General features: G+C 70.7%; 18 protein-coding genes and 5 tRNA genes. 10 read left to right on the top strand and 13 right to left on the bottom strand.

Annotated features, from left to right (window positions below; translation table 11 throughout):
* Positions 1–44: 44 nt before the first annotated feature.
* The gene (ndgR, locus tag C4J65_RS24840) at positions 45–761 is read left to right on the top strand and encodes an IclR family transcriptional regulator NdgR (RefSeq protein WP_115744379.1); all 717 of its coding nucleotides are present in this window, start codon (positions 45–47) and stop codon (positions 759–761) included.
* 66 nt (positions 762–827) lie between these two features.
* Here ndgR and C4J65_RS24835 read toward each other — a convergent pair whose 3' ends face one another.
* Positions 828–1,391, bottom strand: coding sequence for a DUF4188 domain-containing protein (locus C4J65_RS24835; protein WP_115744378.1), 564 nt, complete (start codon positions 1,389–1,391; stop codon positions 828–830).
* Positions 1,392–1,472: 81 nt separating this feature from the next.
* On the opposite strand from C4J65_RS24835, the gene C4J65_RS24830 reads away from it, so the two are divergent.
* Positions 1,473–2,117 (top strand): MerR family transcriptional regulator, encoded by a 645-nt coding sequence (locus C4J65_RS24830; protein WP_115744377.1) that lies wholly within the window; start codon positions 1,473–1,475, stop codon positions 2,115–2,117.
* A gap of 60 nt (positions 2,118–2,177) precedes the next feature.
* On the opposite strand, the gene C4J65_RS24825 is transcribed toward C4J65_RS24830, so the two are convergent.
* The 10 genes from C4J65_RS24825 to C4J65_RS24780 all read right to left on the bottom strand — a co-directional run bounded on the left by C4J65_RS24825 (position 2,178) and on the right by C4J65_RS24780 (position 6,658).
* A tRNA-Glu gene (locus tag C4J65_RS24825) sits at positions 2,178–2,250 on the bottom strand.
* A 44-nt stretch (positions 2,251–2,294) separates the two neighbouring features.
* Positions 2,295–2,366 (bottom strand) — tRNA-Gln (locus C4J65_RS24820).
* 20 nt (positions 2,367–2,386) lie between these two features.
* A tRNA-Glu gene (locus C4J65_RS24815) sits at positions 2,387–2,459 on the bottom strand.
* Between the two features lie 62 nt (positions 2,460–2,521).
* Positions 2,522–2,594 (bottom strand) — tRNA-Glu (locus C4J65_RS24810).
* A gap of 39 nt (positions 2,595–2,633) precedes the next feature.
* Positions 2,634–2,705 (bottom strand) — tRNA-Gln (locus C4J65_RS24805).
* Between the two features lie 91 nt (positions 2,706–2,796).
* Positions 2,797–3,531: an HAD family hydrolase gene (locus C4J65_RS24800; RefSeq protein WP_115744376.1), complete on the bottom strand. Its 735-nt coding sequence runs from the start codon at positions 3,529–3,531 to the stop codon at positions 2,797–2,799.
* Positions 3,532–3,599: 68 nt separating this feature from the next.
* Positions 3,600–3,995, bottom strand: a complete 396-nt coding sequence (locus C4J65_RS24795; protein WP_115744375.1) for a RidA family protein — start codon at positions 3,993–3,995, stop codon at positions 3,600–3,602.
* A 107-nt stretch (positions 3,996–4,102) separates the two neighbouring features.
* Complete coding sequence (gene gltX, locus C4J65_RS24790) at positions 4,103–5,587, bottom strand: glutamate--tRNA ligase (RefSeq protein ID WP_115744374.1); 1,485 nt, start codon at positions 5,585–5,587, stop codon at positions 4,103–4,105.
* Complete coding sequence (locus tag C4J65_RS24785; RefSeq protein ID WP_115744373.1) at positions 5,580–6,365, bottom strand: fumarylacetoacetate hydrolase family protein; 786 nt, start codon at positions 6,363–6,365, stop codon at positions 5,580–5,582. Before C4J65_RS24785 ends, gltX begins: the two co-directional genes overlap by 8 nt.
* Positions 6,366–6,469: 104 nt before the next feature.
* Complete coding sequence (locus C4J65_RS24780; RefSeq protein ID WP_162832949.1) at positions 6,470–6,658, bottom strand: hypothetical protein; 189 nt, start codon at positions 6,656–6,658, stop codon at positions 6,470–6,472.
* A gap of 602 nt (positions 6,659–7,260) precedes the next feature.
* Between C4J65_RS24780 and C4J65_RS24775 the strand changes: the two genes are divergently transcribed.
* From C4J65_RS24775 to C4J65_RS24740, 8 genes are all read left to right on the top strand, one after another.
* Positions 7,261–11,235 carry a nitrate- and nitrite sensing domain-containing protein gene (locus tag C4J65_RS24775; RefSeq protein WP_115744371.1) on the top strand — a complete coding sequence of 1,325 codons (3,975 nt, stop codon included), beginning with the start codon at positions 7,261–7,263 and terminating at the stop codon, positions 11,233–11,235.
* A 9-nt stretch (positions 11,236–11,244) separates the two neighbouring features.
* Positions 11,245–11,658, top strand: coding sequence for a roadblock/LC7 domain-containing protein (locus C4J65_RS24770; protein ID WP_003973453.1), 414 nt, complete (start codon positions 11,245–11,247; stop codon positions 11,656–11,658).
* 111 nt (positions 11,659–11,769) lie between these two features.
* Positions 11,770–12,168: a DUF742 domain-containing protein gene (locus tag C4J65_RS24765; protein WP_003973454.1), complete on the top strand. Its 399-nt coding sequence runs from the start codon at positions 11,770–11,772 to the stop codon at positions 12,166–12,168.
* Positions 12,149–12,724, top strand: a complete 576-nt coding sequence (locus C4J65_RS24760; protein ID WP_003973455.1) for an ATP/GTP-binding protein — start codon at positions 12,149–12,151, stop codon at positions 12,722–12,724. Before C4J65_RS24765 ends, C4J65_RS24760 begins: the two co-directional genes overlap by 20 nt.
* A 406-nt stretch (positions 12,725–13,130) precedes the next feature.
* The gene (locus tag C4J65_RS24755; RefSeq protein WP_162833339.1) at positions 13,131–16,355 is read left to right on the top strand and encodes a nitrate- and nitrite sensing domain-containing protein; all 3,225 of its coding nucleotides are present in this window, start codon (positions 13,131–13,133) and stop codon (positions 16,353–16,355) included.
* A gap of 10 nt (positions 16,356–16,365) precedes the next feature.
* Complete coding sequence (locus tag C4J65_RS24750) at positions 16,366–16,779, top strand: roadblock/LC7 domain-containing protein (RefSeq protein WP_004983065.1); 414 nt, start codon at positions 16,366–16,368, stop codon at positions 16,777–16,779.
* 94 nt (positions 16,780–16,873) lie between these two features.
* Entirely contained in the window at positions 16,874–17,446 is a 573-nt protein-coding gene (locus C4J65_RS24745) for a DUF742 domain-containing protein (protein WP_115744369.1), read from the top strand.
* Positions 17,427–18,008, top strand: a complete 582-nt coding sequence (locus C4J65_RS24740; protein ID WP_162833338.1) for an ATP/GTP-binding protein — start codon at positions 17,427–17,429, stop codon at positions 18,006–18,008. Before C4J65_RS24745 ends, C4J65_RS24740 begins: the two co-directional genes overlap by 20 nt.
* Before the next feature lie 172 nt (positions 18,009–18,180).
* Here the strand turns inward: C4J65_RS24740 and C4J65_RS24735 are convergent, their stop codons facing one another.
* Together C4J65_RS24735 and C4J65_RS24730 are read right to left on the bottom strand one after the other, a co-directional pair.
* Positions 18,181–18,378, bottom strand: coding sequence for an acyl-CoA carboxylase epsilon subunit (locus C4J65_RS24735; RefSeq protein WP_115744368.1), 198 nt, complete (start codon positions 18,376–18,378; stop codon positions 18,181–18,183).
* A 17-nt stretch (positions 18,379–18,395) separates the two neighbouring features.
* The gene (locus tag C4J65_RS24730) at positions 18,396–19,979 is read right to left on the bottom strand and encodes an acyl-CoA carboxylase subunit beta (RefSeq protein WP_115744367.1); all 1,584 of its coding nucleotides are present in this window, start codon (positions 19,977–19,979) and stop codon (positions 18,396–18,398) included.
* Positions 19,980–20,026: the final 47 nt, after the last annotated feature.

Genomic DNA, 20,026 nt, shown 5'->3' with positions numbered 1-20,026 from the left:
AAATTGAACTTGCGTTTCACAGAGTGAGACGGGAGTATCGTTGCATGGACAACAGTAGCGGCGTCGGCGTTCTGGACAAGGCGGCCCTCGTCCTGAGCGCTCTGGAGTCCGGCCCGGCCACCCTCGCGGGGTTGGTCGGCGCGACCGGACTGGCACGACCCACGGCCCACCGCCTGGCCGTGGCGCTGGAACACCACCGTATGGTGGCGCGCGACATGCAGGGCCGTTTCATTCTCGGCCCGCGCCTGTCCGAACTGGCCGCGGCGGCCGGCGAGGACCGCCTGCTCGCCACGGCGGGCCCGGTCCTCACCCACCTGCGCGACGTCACGGGCGAGAGCGCCCAGCTCTACCGCCGCCAGGGCGACATGCGTATCTGCGTGGCCGCGGCCGAGCGTCTGTCGGGCCTCAGGGACACGGTCCCGGTCGGCTCCACGCTCACCATGAAGGCCGGCTCCTCGGCCCAGATCCTGATGGCCTGGGAGGAGCCGGAGCGCCTCCACCGCGGCCTCCAGGGCGCCCGCTTCACGGCGACGGCGCTGTCCGGCGTGCGCCGCCGCGGCTGGGCGCAGTCCATCGGCGAGCGGGAACCCGGCGTCGCATCCGTCTCCGCGCCGGTGCGCGGCCCCTCCAACCGCGTGGTGGCCGCCGTGTCCGTCTCCGGGCCCATCGAGCGCCTCACCCGCCACCCCGGCCGTATGCACGCGCAGGCGATCATCGACGCCGCGGGCCGCCTCTCCGAGGCGCTGCGCCGCAACGGCTGACCATCCCCGGACACTTCTGACCGGTCACGGGCCCGCCTCAACGCCGCGGCGGGCCCTGCGCCGTTCTCAGATCCCGTCGGGGGCCTTCCCCCGGGCGACGACCCGCTTCTCCACCCGCTGCTCCGCGCCCTTCTCCGACCGGTATGCGAAGCGGTCCCGCGCGCGCTTGCCCCGCCGCTCCAGAGGCACCTGTCCGTGTGCCGCCGCGAGCCCGAACGCGGGCATGTCGGCGTAGATCGACTCGTACGAGCCCTCGGGCACGACGTACGCCTCGTGCCACAGTCCCACGTGTCCACGCACCTTGCCCTTGCGCTCCTTGCGGTTGATGATCGCCCACGCCCGGTGGTGGAACATGTCGGGCGAGTGCGCGTACCGGTAGAGCTTCTCCTTGGACTCCCAGTACTGCACGACGTAGTACGTCCGCGGCGAGGCCGTCAGCAGGACGTGGCCCAGGAGCCCGCGCTCCGGGTCCTTCGCCAGTTCGCGGAGCATGCGCGGCATGGCGAGGAAGACCGGCAGCCAGTGGTGCACGGCCCAGAAGTGGTTGATCCGCATGCCGATGAGCAGGACGGTCACGTCCCCCTCGGCGGCTGCGGTGGTGCGGGTCGCGGTCGCGTTCCTGCCCGGCATGACGCCTCCCCCTGTTGGCGAGCTGCACTGTCCAAGTAGCACTGCTTAGATAGTGGCGCTATCCGAAGAAGGGCGCAAGGGATGCGACTGGCCGATCTGAGCAAGCGCAGCGGGGTGTCCACCGCGACGATCAAGTACTACCTGCGGGAAGGCCTGTTGCCGCCGGGCCGGCAGGTCAACGCGACCACCGCCGAGTACGACGAGGGCCATCTGCGCCGGCTGCGGCTGGTGCGGGCGCTGATCCAGGTCGGCAAGGTGCCGGTGGCGACGGCCCGGGAGGTGCTGGGGCACGTGGACGACGAGTCGCTGGGCCGCACCGTCCGGCTGGGGGCGGCCCTGTGGGCGCTGCCGCAGGACGCCGAGCCGGACGCGGCGGATCCGGCGGTGGCCGCCGCGCGCGTCGAGGTGGACCGGTTGCTGGACCTGCTGGGCTGGGAGACCTCCAGGGAGCTGGCGCCGCTCTCCCCCGTGCACCGCTCCCTGGTGGTGGCGGTGGCCGCGCTGCGCCGCCTCGACTATCCGTGGGATGCGGAACTGATGGCGCCCTACGGCGAGTTGATGATGGAGGTGGCCCGGCGGGACCTGGACTTCATGGAGACTCACGCCTCGGAGGCGGAGCAGGTCGAGATGGCGGTCGCGGCGGCGGTGCTCTTCCAACCGGTGCTGCGGGCCCTGCACCGGCTGGCACAGGAGGAGGAGTCGGCGCGGCGCTACGGCATCGAGTAGACGTCGGGGGAACGCCGAAGGGGGCTCCCGCCTCGGCGGAAGCCCCCTTCGGACTTCGAGTACCCCCGACCGGATTCGAACCGGCGCTACCGCCTTGAGAGGGCGGCGTGCTAGGCCGCTACACAACGGGGGCGTGGATCTTGCGGGCGTTCAGTGCTGCTCCGCCGCAGATCCGAGCTGGTCTACCAGGACTCGAACCTAGACTAACTGAACCAGAATCAGTCGTGCTGCCAATTACACCATAGACCAATGTGGTTTAGACCAGTTCGTACCCCCGACCGGATTCGAACCGGCGCTACCGCCTTGAGAGGGCGGCGTGCTAGGCCGCTACACAACGGGGGCCCTAGCGATCCTGCATCGTGAACAGCGGGAGCGACCCGAGCTGTCCTCGCGGGAAGGATCTGTACCCCCGACCGGATTCGAACCGGCGCTACCGCCTTGAGAGGGCGGCGTGCTAGGCCGCTACACAACGGGGGCTTTGCGGATGTGCTCCGCGGCGCAGATAAGCTCTGCGAGCTGGCCTACCAGGACTCGAACCTAGACTAACTGAACCAGAATCAGTCGTGCTGCCAATTACACCATAGGCCACTGGAACGCAAGCCCCGGAGGGTTCTTGTTCTAGCGTTGCGCTTCCGGTTTCCGGCCCTTCGGCCCGCTCTCCGGCGGCGCAGGAAGAACATTACCCGAAGGTGGACGGGGCTCCAAAACGGGTATCGGCGCCGAGGAGCGCGGGAAGTTCGGAGAGCGAGGCGATGCGGCGCGGTCCGGCCGGCGGGTCGACGGTCGCGTAGACGCCGCCGCGGTCGATCCACACGGAGAGCAGCCCGGCGTCGGCGGCACCGCGTCCGTCGATCTCCGGATGGTCGCCGACGTAGGCGACCTCGGCCGGACCGAGGGCGAGGGCCTCGCAGGCCGCGAGGAAGGCCCCGGCCTCCGGCTTGGAGACGCCCAGCTCGGCGGCGCACAGGATGGCCTCGAAGCGGTCGTGCACGCCGAGGACGCGCAGCTTGCGGTCCTGGACGGTGAGGCTGGAGTTGGAGAGCACGGCGTGCCGGTGGCTGTCGGCGAGGGCGTCCAGGACGGGCATCACGTCCGGGAAGAGGGACCAGGCGGCCTCGTAGTGCGTGACGTACCGCTGGAACCAGTCGTCGGCCTCGGCGTCCGTCAGCTCCGGCCGGCCCAGGAAGACCCGGGTGCGGTCGCGCCGCTGTGTGACGAAGTCCACCTCGCCCGCGGAGAAGCGCGCCCACTGCTGGTCGGTGATCTCCCGCCATCGCACGAGTGCCTCCTCGGCCGACCCGTACCCGGCGAGGAGCCCTTCGGCGACCAGGTGGGCTCGCATGCCCTCGCGGTCGGCCGTGGTGTAGTCGAAGAGCGTGTCGTCGACGTCCCAGACCACGGCTTTGATCGGCATGGGCCCAGCCTAGGCCGCGTCGGCGCGGCGCGGGAGCGGACGGCCGGGAGAGCCTCCGAGGCCGGTGCCTACTGCGCCGCCAGGCCCTCGATCTCGACCAGCATCCGCGGGTCGGAGAGGGCCCGTACTTCGGCGAGCAGGCTGGCCGGGCGGCAGTCCGCGGCGGCCAGTTCGTCCAGTACGGCGTCGTAGTGGGCCGTGACCGCCTCGATGTCGACGGTGAGGATCCGGATCTGGACGAGGTCGCGCAGGGCGAACCCGGCCTTGTCCAGGGTCTCCTCCAGGCGCCGGAAGGTCAGCCGGAGCTGGCCGCGGACGTCGCCCACGGCGGCGATGCCGCCCTCGTCGTCCCGGGCCTCGTGCCCGGCGACCACGAGCCAGCGCCGGGGCTGTTCGACCAGTACGGCCCGGTTGTAGGCCGGCCGGTCCCCGAAGAAGCGTGGGTCGATGTCCTCGCGGCGCATGCGGTCAGTCTGCGTGCCCCTCGCGGAGGGCGCCGGGCGGAGGGAGCCGGGCGGGGTACAAGAAGGGCGGCGCCCGTGCGGACGCCGCCCTTCACACACACTGCCGGTTATGCCGCGAGCCGTGCCAGCGCCGCGTCGATCCGGGCCAGCGCCTTCTCCTTGCCCAGGACCTCCAGGGACTCGAAGAGGGGCAGGCCGACCGTGCGGCCGGTGACGGCGACGCGGACGGGGGCCTGGGCCTTGCCGAGCTTGAGGCCGTGAGCCTCGCCGGCGGCCAGGACGGCCTCCTTGAGGGACTCGGGGGACGTCCAGTCGGCGGCGTCGAGCTTCTCGCGGGCCGTGCTCAGGAGCGCGTCCGAGCCCTCCTTCATCGCCTTGGCCCAGCTCGCCTCGTCGAGGACCGGCTCCGGCAGGAAGAGGAAGTCGACGTTGTCGGTGATCTCGGAGAGGACCTTGAGGCGGGTCTGCGCGTGCGGCGCGATCGCCTGCCACTTGGCCTCGTCGAAGTCCTCGGGCGCCCAGGGGGCGGCGGGGGCCTTCAGCCAGGGGCGGCAGCGCTCGGCGAAGTCCTTGACCTCCAGCAGGCGGATGTGGTCGGCGTTGATCGCCTCGCACTTCTTCAGGTCGAACCGCGCCGGGTTGGGCTGGACGTCGGAGACGTCGAAGGCGGCGACCATCTCCTCGATGGTGAAGATGTCCTGGTCGGCGGAGAGCGACCAGCCGAGGAGGGAGAGGTAGTTGAGCAGGCCCTCGGGGAGGAAGCCGCGCTCGCGGTAGAGGTTGAGGCTCGACTGCGGGTCGCGCTTGGACAGCTTCTTGTTGCCCTCGCCCATGACGTACGGCAGGTGGCCGAAGGCGGGGATCTCCTTGGCGACGCCCAGCTCGATCAGCGCCTTGTACAGGGCGATCTGGCGCGGGGTGGAGGAGAGCAGGTCCTCGCCGCGCAGGACGTGGGTGATCTCCATCAGGGCGTCGTCGACCGGGTTGACGAGCGTGTAGAGGGGCGCCCCGTTGGCGCGGACGATGCCGTAGTCCGGGACGTTCTCCGGGAGGTAGGTGATCTCGCCGCGGACCAGGTCCGTGAAGGTGATCGCCTCGTCGGGCATCCGGAAGCGGACGATGGGCTCGCGGCCCTGGGACGTGTACTCCGCGACCTGCGCGTCGGTCAGGTCGCGGCAGTGGCCGTCGTAGCCGGAGGGCCTGCCGGCGGCCCGGGCGGCCTCGCGGCGGGTGTCCAGCTCCTCCTGGGAGCAGTAGCAGCGGTAGGCGTGACCGGCGTCGAGGAGCTTGGCGGCGACGTCCCGGTAGATGTCCATCCGCTGCGACTGGCGGTACGGCGCGTGCGGGCCGCCGATCTCGGGGCCCTCGTCCCAGTCGAAGCCCAGCCAGCGCATCGAGTCGAGCAGCTGGTTGTAGGACTCCTCGGAGTCGCGGGCCGCGTCGGTGTCCTCGATGCGGAAGACCAGGGTGCCCTGGTGGTGGCGCGCGAAGGCCCAGTTGAACAGGGCGGTGCGGACCAGGCCCACGTGGGGGTTGCCGGTGGGGGACGGACAGAAACGGACGCGTACGGAGGAGCCGGATGCGCTAGCCACGCTTGACAACCTTGTTGGTGAGAGTGCCGATGCCTTCGATGGTGACGGCGACCTCGTCGCCGACGTTGAGGGGGCCGACGCCGGCCGGGGTGCCCGTGAGGATCACGTCGCCGGGGAGCAGCGTCATCGCCTCGGAGATGTTGACGATCAGATCCTCGATGGAGTGGATCATCTCGCTGGTGCGGCCGAGCTGGCGCTGGGCGCCGTTGACCGTGAGCTGGACGGTCAGGTCGCCCGCGGCCGCGAGGTCGAGGTCCGTCTCCACCCAGGGGCCGAGCGGGCAGGAGGAGTCGAAGCCCTTGGCCCTGGCCCACTGCTTCTCGCGGCGCTGCACGTCGCGGGCGGTGACGTCGTTGGCGCAGGTGTAGCCGAAGATGACGTCCTGGACGCGCTCGCGCGGGACCTCGCGGCACATGCGGCCGATGACGACGGCCAGTTCGGCCTCGTGGTGCAGTTCCTCGGTGAAGGAGGGGTACTGGATGGCGTCGCCGGGGCCGATCACGGAGGTGGACGGCTTGAAGAAGGCGAACGGCGCGTCGGGCACCTCGTTGCCGAGTTCACGGGCGTGCTCGGCGTAGTTGCGGCCGAAGGCGACGACCTTGCTGGGGAGTACCGGCGGCAGGAGCCGCACCTTGCTCAGGGGCACCTTGGTGCCGGAGAGCTCGTAGTCCGCGAACGGGATGCCCTTGATGATGTCGAGGACGAGCTGGTCCGGCTGGTCGCCCTCGACCGCGCCGAAGGCGACGTTCCCGTCGATGGAGAACCTGGCGATGCGCACGGGTTGCTTGGCCCCTTGACTGAGCTGGCTGAAGTCTGACGCTCCAGGCTAACGCGGCGGGCCTGCCCGGGCAGACGCTGAACGGTCCTCGTCCCGGTGTCGTACTACTCTGCGACCGACGCCGCGACCGGGGCCTCCATGAGGATCGTGCGGCGGGGGTTGGCGGTCTGGGCGGGGAGCTCGACGGCGTGCTCCGGCTGCTCCGGCGTCTGCAGTTCGTCGGCGTCCTGGAGGTGCGCCAGCGTCGTGCGCCGCGGGTTGGCGATCTTGTGGAACATCATCGTCGTCTTCACGGTTGTACGTGGCCCTGTCGTGTCCGGGCGCCCGAGGAGCGGCTGAAGCCCCTGCGAGGGCGCGGGTTGTCGGTTTTGCCTTCTCTGTAAAGCGTCAGGCTAAACACGCGATTCCCCGTGAACCGTGGAGGAGTCCATGATCCGGATGTGAGTTTGCTCACTTATCAAGGGTCAAACCGGTCAATTGCGACGGCAAGCGCACTCCGACTAAACCGACATTGCACACCTGAAGGCATCATTCCGCTGCTGATCATGTCGACTGGGACACCCTCCGCACCTCGACGACTCGCGGACATACGTCCGGTTTGCGGGTGATCACCTTCTACGTCTGGTGACTCGGCCCTCACGTGCTGTCACGTATCTCACGGCCTGCCCCACGGGCCTTGTTGGAGATCCTGCACTGTGCTGGAATTCCACGGACCGCCGCGGGATCGAGCCGGCGCACAGGGGGCGCACACCAGCGCCGAGCGGCGGTGAGAAGGGGGAACCAGCGCCGGTCACTCACGACCAACACAGGGGCGTATTCAGGGCGCCCCTTTGACGCCGACACCGTGCCCAGCCGTTCACGCGGAGGGGCGCCTGGTCCAGAGGTTGCGACGCTAGTGCAGGGACGTTTCAAGAGGGATGGCAGCGCTTCGGCGGAGCCGGAGCCGCAGGGCGGGACTGGCCCCAAGGCCGTCAGCTCCTCGCCCCAGCACGCCCAGAACCCGGGCCAGACCCAGCCCGGCGACAACGGGGAGCGCGCCGGTCAGGCCGCCGGCCCGTCCGCTCCCGGCCAGCAGTCGCCCAGCAAGCCGGCCAAGGGCTCGACCGGCCCCGGCCCGCGAATAGCCCTGCGCAACTGGCGGATCTCCACCCGTCTGGTGTCGCTGCTGGCGCTTCCGGTGGTCGCGGCGACCTCGCTGGGCGCGCTGCGCATCAACCAGTCGCTGGACGACATCCAGCAGCTCGAGAACATGAAGCTGCTGACCGAGATGACCAAGCAGGCCACGGAGCTGGCCGCCGCGCTCCAGGAGGAGCGCGACCAGTCCGCCGGTCCGCTGGCCCACGGCTCGAAGTCCAGCGCGATCGCCGTCAAGGGCGACCGTGAGCAGACCGACCGGGCCCTGAAGAACTTCCTCGACAAGTCCGAGCAGATCGACGCGGCGAGCAAGGACGGCAAGCTCGTCGGCGTCCGCGACAGCCTCGTCGGCATCGCGAGCGACCTGAACGACCTGACCAAGATCCGCAGCACGGCGTACACGGCGCAGGACAACTCGACCCAGACGGTCGAGGCCTACCACCGCCTGATCACCCACCTGCTCGACCTCTCGCAGGACATGGCGGAGGCGACCAGCAACCCCGACATGATCCAGCGCACCCGCGCCCTGTCGGCCTTCTCCTCGGCCAAGGAGTACGCGTCCATCCAGCGCGCGGTCCTCGCCGCGGCCCTCCCCGCGAACAACACCAGCAAGGGCGATCTCGCCGAGAACGACCGGCTGTACGCCCAGTCCGCGCTGCAGAGTCAGACGTCCGAGATCCGCAGCTTCACCAGCATCTACGGCGAGGGCGCGGAGGACCTGCTCAAGCCGATCTCCGAGGGCAACCCGGTGATCGAGGCGTCCGACCAGTACGCCGGCCGCGCCGTCGGCAAGAAGGACGGTCTGGCCAGCCTGAAGGCCCGGTCCTACCAGGACTGGCTGGACGACAGCTCCACCAAGATCCAGCAGATGAAGAACATCGAGCTGAAGCTGCTGGAGGACATGGAGCAGCAGGCCCGCGAGCTGCGCAACGAGTCCGAGCAAGAGGCCATCATCTCCGGTGTCCTCATCCTGCTCGTGCTCGGCGTCTCCCTGGTCGGCGCGTTCGTCGTGGCCCGGTCCATGATCCGCTCGCTGCGCCGCCTGGAGGACACCGCGACCAAGGTCGCCCAGGACCGCCTGCCCGAGCTGGTCAAGCAGCTCTCCGAGACCGACCCGCAGGACGTCGACACCTCGGTGGAGTCGGTCGGTGTGCACTCCCGGGACGAGATCGGCCGAGTGGCCGCGGCCTTCGACGACGTGCACCGCGAGGCGGTCCGCCTCGCCGCCGAGCAGGCCCTGCTGCGGGGCAACGTCAACGCGATGTTCACCAACCTCTCGCGCCGTTCCCAGGGCCTCATCCAGCGTCAGCTCTCGCTCATCTCCGAACTGGAGTCCCGCGAGGCCGACCCGGACCAGCTCTCCTCGCTGTTCAAGCTCGACCACCTCGCCACGCGTATGCGCCGTAACGGTGAGAACCTCCTCGTCCTCGCGGGTGAGGAGCCCGGCCGCCGCTGGACCCGTCCGGTGCCGCTGGTCGACGTGCTCCGTGCCGCCGCCTCCGAGGTGGAGCAGTACGAGCGCATCGAGCTCGCCTCGGTGCCGAGCACCGAGGTCGCCGGCCGCGTGGTCAACGACCTCGTGCACCTGCTCGCCGAGCTGCTGGAGAACGCGACCTCGTTCTCCTCCCCGCAGACCAAGGTCAAGGTCACCGGTCACGCGCTGCCCGACGGCCGGGTGCTGATCGAGATCCACGACACCGGCATCGGCCTCTCGCCGGAGGACCTGGCCGCGATCAACGAGCGGCTCGCCTCGCCGCCCACCGTGGACGTCTCCGTCTCCCGCCGCATGGGTCTGTTCGTGGTCGGCCGCCTCTCGCAGCGCCACGGCATCCGGATCCAGCTGCGTCCCTCCGACTCCGGCGGTACCACCGCGCTGGTCATGCTGCCCGTCGACGTCGCCCAGGGCGGCCGCAAGCCGCAGCCCAAGCCGGGTCAGCCCGGCGCGGGCAACGGCGGTCCGGCCGCCGCCCAGGCGGCCGCCGGTGTCGCCGCGGCCCGCCGTGGCGGCCAGGGCGGCGGTGCCCTCGCGGGCAGCGGTGCCTTCGGCGGTGGAAGCGGCGGCGGTGCCCTCGGCGCCGGTGCGCCGGCCGGCCGGCTCGGTGCCGGCCAGGGACCGCGGGCCGCACTGCCCGGGCGCGACGCGGGCGGCCGCCCGGGTGCGCCGGGTGGCGCGCGCGGTCCGCAGTCCCCCGCGGTCCCGGGCCAGCAGAACCGTCCGGCTCCGGCCGGCGCGGGTGCCGGTGCCGGTCAGCAGGCGCCCGGTGCTCCGCAGGGCCTGCAGGCCGCGGGCATGAACGCGCCGCAGGGCAACGCGCCGGCGAACAACGCCTCGCAGGGCCAGGACATGTTCGGCGGCAGCCGCACTCCCGGCGCGCCTCCGCAGCGCAAGCGGGGCGGCAACGGCGACGCCGAGCAGGGCCGTCGTCCGCAGCTGCCGCCGCGCGGCGGTCCGCGGGCCGAACTGCCCGGCGGGAACCCGCAGCCGCGGGTGCCCAGCTGGAGCGACGAGAACGCGCAGCCGCCGGTGCCGCGGGCCTCGCTGGACGCCCCGCGCGGTCACGACGAGCCGGACAGTTCCCGCACCGACCGGACGCCGCGCCTCGACGAGCGTCAGGGCCCGGGCTCGACCGCCGAGATGCCGGCCGTGCCCCGGTTCGGCGAGCCCCAGTCCCCCGCCGCCACGGCCGAGTTCGCCCGCCCCGACTTCGACGCCCCGGCGCCCCGGCGGGACGAGTCGCAGGACACGGGCCAGTTCGCCCAGCCCGGCCAGAACCAGTACGACGCGCGGAACGAGTACGAGGACCAGTACGGGCAGCAGGGTCAGTACGGGCAGGACCAGTACGCACCGGGCCAGTACGGTCAGGCCACGCCCGGCCAGGACCAGTACGACCAGGCTCGGTTCGGCCAGGACGCCCCGCAGAACGACCAGTTCGCGCGGCCCGAGCCGGCCGCCCCGCAGCAGGACGGCGGAGCCTTCGTCCGCTCGGACGTCTTCGGCGGTCAGCCTGCGCCGAACGGCCAGGCTGCGGCCGACCGGTTCGCCGCCACCCAGGGCTACGACAACGGCTCGACCGGGCGGCGCGACCTGCCGGGTCGTCAGAACCCGGCCGTCACGGGACAGTTCGAGCGTCCGCAGGTGGGTGGCACGCAGGGCGGGAACGACTTCGGCGCCCCGCGCCCGCCGGCCCCGCAGCGACCGGTTCCGCAGGAGCCCGCGGGTCAGAACACCAACGGAACTCCCGCGCAGCGACCCGGAGACGGCTGGGCCCTGCCCCCGGCCTCCGGTCCCGGTGACGGACGTACGCCGCTGTACGACACGCTGGAGACCAACTGGTTCCACGGTGACCGCGAGGCGAGGGCGCAGCAGGCCGCCCCGGTCGCGTCCCCGGAGCCGCAGGCCGCCCAGCCCCAGACCCCGGCGGCCCCCCAGCGGCCGGCCACCTCGGCCTGGCGCAGCTCGCCGAACGACGATCTCGTCCGGCAGGCGGAGCGCGTCAGGCAGCCGGCCGCGGGCGGGGTCACCACCTCCGGCCTTCCGCGCCGGGTACCCCGGGCCAACCTCGTCCCGGGGACGGCTCAGCAGCAGTCGCACCAGAGCGGTCCGGCGGTTTCGCGTGCGCCCGACGACGTGCGCGGCCGGCTGACCAATCTCCGTCGGGGAATCGCACAGGGCCGTCAGGCCGGTACCAACCAGACCGGCAGCTACCCGCGGCCCACTCACCAGCAGGAGCGTTAGTTGAGCCCGATGAGCCAGGCGGCACAGAACCTCAACTGGTTGATCACGAATTTCGTGGACAACACCCCGGGGGTGTCCCACACCGTCGTCGTGTCCGCCGACGGACTCCTCCTGGCGATGTCCGAGGGCTTCCCTCGCGACCGCGCCGACCAGCTCGCGGCCGTCGCCTCGGGGCTGACCTCACTGACCGCCGGGGCGTCCCGGATCTTCGAGGGCGGCAACGTGGCGCAGACGGTCGTGGAGATGGAGCGAGGGTTCCTCTTCCTCATGTCCGTCTCGGACGGCTCGTCCCTGGCCGTCCTCGCACACCCGGAGTGCGACATCGGCCTCGTCGGCTACGAGATGGCGCTCCTGGTCGACCGCGCGGGTGCGGTCCTCACACCCGACCTGCGCGCCGAACTACAAGGCAGTCTGCTCCACTGATCGGCCCCGGCACCACCCGTGTTACCAAATCACCGTCCGGCCGCCACAATCCCCCCACCGGCCTCGTCAGACGGCTTGACTGACCGACTTGCTGTCCCGCCCGGAGGATTCATGACCCCGCCCACCGCCTCTCATGATCCGTACGCGGAGCCGTACGAGGACGAGGGCGACCAGCCGCTGGTACGTCCCTACGCGATGACCGGTGGCCGGACCAGGCCGCGCTACCAGCTCGCCATCGAGGCGCTGATCAGTACGACGGCCGACCCGGCAGCGCTCATGGGGCTGCTTCCCGAGCACCAGCGGATCTGCCACTTGTGCCGCGAGGTGAAATCGGTGGCCGAGGTGTCGGCCCTGCTGGCGATGCCGCTCGGTGTGGCACGGATCCTGGTCGCGGACCTCGCGGAGGCAGGACTCGTCGCCATTCACCAGCCTGGCGGAGACGAGAACAACGGCGGTGCGCCTGACGTGACACTGCTCGAAAGGGTGCTCAGTGGACTTCGAAAGCTCTGACGGAGGGCGGGCGACCACCTCCGCGAAGATCGTGGTGGCCGGCGGCTTCGGCGTCGGCAAGACCACGTTCGTGGGCGCCGTCTCCGAGATCAACCCACTGCGCACCGAGGCCGTGATGACCTCGGCCAGCGCCGGGATCGACGACCTCACGCACGCCGGGGACAAGACGACCACCACGGTCGCCATGGACTTCGGCCGCATCACGCTCGACCAGGACCTGATCCTGTACCTGTTCGGCACGCCCGGCCAGGACCGGTTCTGGTTCATGTGGGACGACCTGGTGCGCGGCGCCATCGGCGCGGTCGTGCTGTGCGACACCCGCCGGCTGGCCGACTGCTTCCCGGCCGTCGACTACTTCGAGAACAGCGGTCTGCCGTTCGTCGTCGCGCTCAACGGCTTCGACGGCCAGCAGCCGTACTCGCCGGACGAGGTGCGCGAGGCGCTGCAGATCGGCCCGGACACCCCGATCATCACGACCGACGCCCGGCATCGCGCCGACGCGAAGTCGGCTCTGATCACGCTGGTCGAGCACGCGCTGATGGCCCGTCTGCGGTAGGTCCACCGACCGCCGCAGCCAAGTCGGCAGGGGTCTACGGCACTTGTCGTAGACGGTTCGGAGCCGACTGTGTCCTTTGACACGGTCGGCTCCGCTGTTCATAACGTTTCGGCAGAGGAATCGGGTGGTACCGACACGCGACGCGGTCAACTGGTCTCGCTGCGCGCACGAACGCCCCGTCTTTTGACGGACCTCGCTCTTTATGACCGTTTTACGTGGGGCTTACATCACGTGTAACCCCCTCGTTCCACTGTTTGGAAGAGCGCTGGTCGCCGTGCTGGAATGCCAGAACTGCCCCATGGTCTAAGACGTACTCAGCAGTAGCGCGTACTCGATGACTGACGGAGTGGGTTCTGAGACACAGCGGCACGACACAGGTGCCGACCGCCGAGAGGTTGTTGGTCGAGTGAGGCGAAGCAAGAACAGTCCCGAGCCATCGGCCCGGGGCAACTTCACCCCGCCGCCGCGCACAGCGGCGCCCGCCCCCGCCCCCGCCGCGGAACCCAAGGCCGAGCCGCCCGCGCCGAGCGGTGGCCGTTTCACGCCGCGCAACTGGCGGGTGACCACCCGGCTGAACGCGATCCTGCTCATACCCGTGCTGGTCGGCCTCGTCATGGGCGGCTTCCAGGTGAAGAGCTCGATCGACACCTGGCAGGACGCCGAGGACGCCGAGAGCACCGCGCGTCTCGTGCGCGCCTCCCTCGGCTACGCCAACGCCCTCTACAACGAGCGCGACATCACCGCGGCCCCCCTGTTGCAGGGCAAGGGTGAGAAGGACACCACCGTCGCCGCGGCCCGCCAGGCCACCGACGAGGCGGCCGACACCTTCGACGCGGCGGCCCAGGGCATGCCCGGCAAGGCCGGCCTGGAGCGCCGGCTGAAGGTGTTCCGCGAGCAGGAGCCCAAGCTCCAGACGCTGCGGGCGGCCGCGTACACCTCCAAGCTCAAGGGCGTGGAGACCGAGGAGGGCTACACCGGTGTCGCCCACCCCTTGATGGAGTTCGCCAACGAGCTCGGTCTGGGCACCGGCAACATCACCTCCTACGGGCGTACGGTCTACGCGATCTCCCTGACCAAGGCCGCGCTCTCCCTGGAGCGCTCCATCGGCATGCACATGCTGGTCAAGCCGGGTCCGGAGCCCGGCCACCTCGCCAGCCAGCGCGTCGCGCTCTCCTCGTACGCCTACCTGGAGCGCATCGCGGTCGAGGAGTACATCGGCGGCGGCACCGAGGCGGACGCGCAGAAGCTCGAGGACGCCGAGGCGAAGCTCAAGGCGGACGGCGCGGCCATGGCCAAGGAGGCCAAGACCAAGGACCCGGACTACGTGCCGCCGCCGTCCAACCCGACGACGATGATCTCGGAGCTGGCCGGACTCGAGTCCACCGACACCAGTGACCGCGCGGAGCTGGCCCAGCAGGGCATCACGCCGGAAAACTGGTGGGCGGTCAACACCCTCAAGTTCGACGCGTACCAGAAGATCGAGTCGGACCTGGCCGACAAGGCGGTGTCCGAGGCGTCCACGATCGCCGACGACGCCGAGCGGGACGCCTACATCACGGGTGCCACGGTCGTGATCGCGCTGCTCGCCGCCTTCGTCCTGGCCGGCATGGTGGCCCGCGGGATGAGCCGCTCCATGCGCCAGCTGCGCAACGCCGCCTTCGGCATCGCCGAGCAGCGCCTGCCGATGCTGGTCGACCAGCTCTCCCGCACCGACCCCGGCCGGGTCGACACCCGGGTGCAGCCCATCCCGATCACCTCGACCGACGAGATCGGCGAGGTCGCCCGCGCCTTCGACCAGGTGCACCGCGAGGCCGTCCGGCTCGCCGCCGAGCAGGCCCTGCTGCGGGGCAACATCAACGCGATCTTCACCAACCTGTCGCGCCGCAACCAGTCGCTGATCGAGGGCCAGCTGAGCCTGATCACCGACCTGGAGAACAACGAGGCCGACCCGGACCAGCTGGAGAACCTCTTCCGGCTGGACCACCTGGCCACCCGGATGCGCCGCAACGGCGAGAACCTCCTGGTCCTCGCCGGAGAGGAGCCCGGCCGCCGCTGGGACCAGCCGGTCCCGCTGGTCGACGTGCTGCGCGCCGCCTCCTCTGAGGTGGAGCAGTACGAGCGCATCGAGCTGTCCGGTGTGCCGGAGGCCGAGATCCACGGCCGCGCCGTGACCGACCTCGTGCACCTGCTCGCCGAGCTGCTCGAGAACGCCACCACCTTCTCCTCGCCGCAGACCAAGGTCCGCGTCACCGCGACCCGGCTGCCCGACGGCCGTGTGATGGTCGAGATCCACGACAAGGGCATCGGCCTGACCGCCGAGGACTTCGCGGACATCAACCACAAGCTGGCCAACCCGCCGACCGTGGACGCCGCGATCTCGCAGCGCATGGGCCTGTTCGTGGTCGGCCGGCTGTCCGACCGGCACGGCATCCGCGTGCAGCTGCGCCCCTCCGGCGAGCAGGCCGGCACCACCTCGCTGGTCATGCTCCCGGACGCCATCACCCACGGTGGCGGCGGCGAGCAGCAGCAGCAGCGCGACGAGTTCACCGTGTCGCAGATCATCCCGGAGCAGAACTTCCAGGGCGAGAACTTCGGCCAGGTGGGCCAGGTCGGCCAGCCCATGCGCACCGCCGCGGAGCTGGGCTTCGACGACAGCCGGTACGCCGAGATCCCCGACGACATACGCGAGCTGGACCCGGTGGGCCGCTCGCTGATGCGCGAGGAGCGCCGCGCGGCCCTCGAGGCCCAGTCGCACCCCGAGCTGCCGGGTCCCGCGGACCAGGGCGGCGCCGGGGACGGCGGGGCCACCGGCTTCCAGGACCAGTTCACCGGGCAGCAGCCGGGCTACGACCCGTCCCTCGACGGCTACCAGCAGCAGCCGAGCGGGGCGTACCAGGAGCCGCCGAACGCAACGTACGACCAGCAGTCGGCGTACGCCGACCCGCAGCAGGCGTACCAGGAACCGCAGCAGGCGTCGTACGACGAGCAGTACTACGCGCCGGACGGCGGTGTGCCGGAGTCCGGGAACTACGCGCCCTTCGAGCAGCGGCGCCACCAGGACGACTGGCCGCAGCAGGGCGGATACCAGAACGGATATCCGGACCAGTACCCGACCGGTGCCCCTCAGGCGCGATCCGCCGAGGCCGCTGACGTGACCGAGGCGGACCGCGTAGGCTTCGACCGTCCGGGTCCGTCCCCCTCCGCCGCCCACGAGCTGACCGACGCCGGTCTTCCCCGCCGCGGATCCACCGCGGGCGGCGCGGGCGATGCGGGGCACCTGGGCCAGGAGACGCCGGCCGCCGCGCCGGGGGCGGGCGGCGAGGACACCTGGCGGTCGGCCAACGACGACCGCTGGCAGCAGGCCTCGTCGCTGCGCAAGCCCAAGGCGGGCGGGGTGACCTCCTCGGGTCTGCCGCGCCGGGTGCCCAAGGCCAACCTGGTCGAGGGCGCGGCCGAGACCACTCCACAGGGAGGCCCCCAGGTCTCCCGCGCTCCGGAGGACGTCCGGGGCAGGCTGAGCAACCTGCGGCGCGGCGTCGAGCGAGGCCGCAACGCAGGCAGTGAATCGAACGGCCAGGACACAAGGAATGAACACCGTGGTCCTGACAGCACCTACAACCAGGAGCGTTAGTGTGAGCCCGATGAGCCAGGCGGCGCAGAACCTGAACTGGTTGATCACCAACTTCGTGGACAACACCCCGGGGGTGTCCCACACGGTGGTGGTCTCCGCCGACGGACTCCTTCTGGCGATGTCCGAAGGGTTCCCTCGCGACCGAGCCGATCAGCTCGCGGCCGTCGCCTCCGGCCTGACCTCGCTGACCGCCGGCGCCTCGCGCATCTTCGAGGGCGGCAGCGTGAACCAGACGGTTGTGGAGATGGAGCGCGGATTCCTCTTCATCATGTCCATCTCCGACGGCTCGTCCCTCGCGGTTCTCGCACACCCCGAGGCGGACATCGGTCTCATTGGGTACGAGATGGCCCTTCTGGTGGACCGTGCCGGCACGGTTTTGACCCCCGATCTGCGGGCGGAGCTCCAAGGGAGCCTTCTCAACTAAAGGACAGACGGTGCGTTTTGGCGTCCCGTGGCCGTAAAGTTTCGGGACGCGGCTCCACAGCGATGGGTGCCAGGCACAGTCGGAGGAGGAAAAAGTGGCAACACCCCCAGGCGGTCCGTCATCGGGCAACTGGTCGTACGGCCCTGGTCAGGGCCGAGGCGACGGCTCGGCGAACGGGTACGGCTACCCCTCCGTGCCGAACCACCGGCAGCCGTACGCGCCGCAGGGCCCCGGCCCTTCGCCGTACGACCAGCCGCACGCTCCGCGCATCCAGCCCGTGCAGCCGCAGCGCCGCACCCCCGAGCCGGCGCCCGCCGGGGCGTCGAACAACCCCCTGGTGCGCCCGTACGCCATGACGGGCGGCCGCACCAGGCCCCGCTACCAGCTCGCCATCGAGGCGCTGGTGCACACCACCGCGCAGCCGCACCAGATGCAGGGCCAGCTGCCCGAGCATCAGCGGATCTGCAACCTCTGCCGGGAGATCAAGTCGGTGGCCGAGGTCTCGGCCCTTCTGACGATCCCTCTCGGCGTGGCCAGGATCCTCGTCGCCGACTTGGCGGAGGCGGGACTGGTCGCCATCCATCAGCCCGGCGGCGACGAGAGCGCCGGCGGCCAGCCAGACGTGACACTGCTCGAAAGGGTGCTCAGTGGACTTCGCAAACTCTAGCGGCGGTCCTTCCCGCTCCACCACTTCCGCGAAGATCGTGGTGGCGGGCGGCTTCGGCGTGGGCAAGACCACGTTCGTCGGCGCTGTCTCGGAGATCAACCCGCTGCGCACCGAGGCCGTGATGACATCCGCTTCGGCGGGCATCGACGACCTCACCCACACGGGGGACAAGACGACCACCACGGTCGCCATGGACTTCGGCCGCATCACGCTCGACCAGGACCTGATCCTGTACCTCTTCGGGACGCCCGGCCAGGACCGGTTCTGGTTCATGTGGGACGACCTGGTGCGCGGCGCCATCGGGGCGATCGTCCTGGTCGACACGAGGCGGCTGGCCGACTGCTTCCCGGCCGTCGACTACTTCGAGAACAGCGGTCTGCCGTTCGTGATCGCGCTCAACGGCTTCGACGGCCAGCAGCCGTACCAGCCGGACGAGGTCCGCGAGGCCCTCCAGATCGGCCCGGACACGCCGATCATCACGACCGACGCGCGGCACCGCGCCGACGCGAAGTCGGCGCTCATCACTCTCGTGGAGCACGCGCTGATGGCCCGGTTGCGCTGACGCGCAGGCGGCACCCCGCTGCGCCGGGCTGCGACACGCCCCCTGCGGCCACTGGGCTGCAGGGGGCGGTTTCGTTGCCGGGTGCGGGCAGTACGTCGCTGGTCGCGCAGTTCCCCGCGCCCCTGAACGAGCGAGGCCCCTCCTGACGGAGGGGCCTCGCTCGTGTCTCAGGTCAGCGCCAGCTGTGCGGGGCGCGGAAGCCCGGCTCGCGTTCCAGGCGGCGCCAGCCCGCGCGGGCTCGGCCGCCGCCGTGGGCCGGGGCGATCTCGGCGGGGCGGGCGGCGGCGCGGGCCAGGAGGAGGGCCGTGATGGCGGCGACTTCCTCGGGCTCGGCGTGGCCCTTCTCGACGCGGATGTCGGAAGTGGACATGGAGGTGGCTCCTCGGGTCACTGCGGCGGGTTGCCGTGCTTGCGGGAGGGCAGGTCGGCGTGCTTGGTGTGGAGCATCGCCAGGGACTTGATCAGCACCTCGCGGGTCTCGGCGGGGTCGATGACGTCGTCGACCAGGCCGCGTTCGGCCGCGTAGTAGGGGTGCATCAGCTCGGACTTGTACTCCTTGACCATGCGCGCCCGCATGGCCTCGGGGTCCTCGGCGTCGGCGATCTGCCGGCGGAAGATGACGTTGGCGGCACCTTCCGCGCCCATGACGGCGATCTCGTTGGTCGGCCAGGCGTAGGTGAGGTCGGCGCCGATGGACTGGCTGTCCATGACGATGTAAGCACCTCCGTACGCCTTCCGCAGGATCAGCGAGATCCGGGGCACGGTCGCGTTGCAGTAGGCGTAGAGGAGCTTGGCTCCGTGGCGGATGATGCCGCCGTGCTCCTGGTCGACGCCGGGCAGGAAGCCGGGTACGTCCAGAAGGGTGATGATCGGGATGTTGAAGGCGTCGCACATCTGGACGAAGCGGGCGGCCTTCTCCGACGCCTCGATGTCCAGGACGCCGGCCAGGGCCTGCGGCTGGTTGGCGACGATGCCGACGACCTGGCCGTCGAGGCGGGCCAGCGCGCAGATGATGTTGCGGGCCCAGCGCTCGTGGACCTCCAGGTACTCGCCCTCGTCGACGAGTTCCTCGATGACCTTGGTCATGTCGTACGGGCGGTTGCCGTCCGCCGGGACCAGGTCGAGGAGCGTGTCCGAGCGGCGGTCCACCGGGTCGGAGGACTCGGCGCGGGGCGGGTTCTCCCGGTTGTTCTTCGGGAGGAGGGAGAGGAGGTAGCGGACCTCGGCGAGGCAGGTCTCCTCGTCGTCGTAGGCGAAGTGGCAGACGCCGGACGTCTCGGCGTGCACGTCGGCGCCGCCCAGGCCGTTCTGCGTGATCTCCTCGCCGGTGACCGCCTTGACCACGTCGGGGCCCGTGATGAACATCTGCGAGGTGTCGCGGACCATGAAGACGAAGTCGGTGAGGGCGGGGCTGTAGGCCGCGCCGCCCGCGCACGGGCCGAGCATCACGCTGATCTGCGGGATGACGCCGGACGCCCTGGTGTTGCGCTGGAAGATGCCGCCGTACCCGGCGAGCGCGCTGACGCCCTCCTGGATGCGGGCGCCGGCGCCGTCGTTCAGCGACACCAGCGGGGCACCGGCCGCGATGGCCATGTCCATGATCTTGTGGATCTTCGTGGCGTGGGCCTCGCCCAGCGCGCCGCCGAAGATCCGGAAGTCGTGGGCGTAGACGAAGACGGTGCGGCCCTCGACCGTGCCCCAGCCGGTGATGACACCGTCGGTGTACGGCTTCTTGGCCTCCAGACCGAACCCGGTCGCCCGGTGCCGGCGCAGCTGCTCGACCTCGCGGAAGGAGTCGGGGTCCAGAAGCAGCTCGATGCGCTCGCGTGCTGTCAGCTTGCCCTTGGCGTGCTGCGCCGCCGTCGCCTTCTCGCTCGGCCCGGCCAGCGCCTGCGCACGGATCTCGTGCAGCTCGGCCACGCGTCCGCGCGCGTCCGTCGGCTCACCCGGCGCCTCATCCAAAACGGTCATGTAGCGACTCTACGAAGCCGAGCAAGGATTGCGAGCCGTCGACTCCG

This window comes from Streptomyces sp. CB09001, assembly GCF_003369795.1.
Classification (GTDB): domain Bacteria; phylum Actinomycetota; class Actinomycetes; order Streptomycetales; family Streptomycetaceae; genus Streptomyces.
The sequence above is the reverse complement of the archived record's forward strand: the minus strand, read 5'-3'. Positions and strand labels throughout refer to the sequence as shown.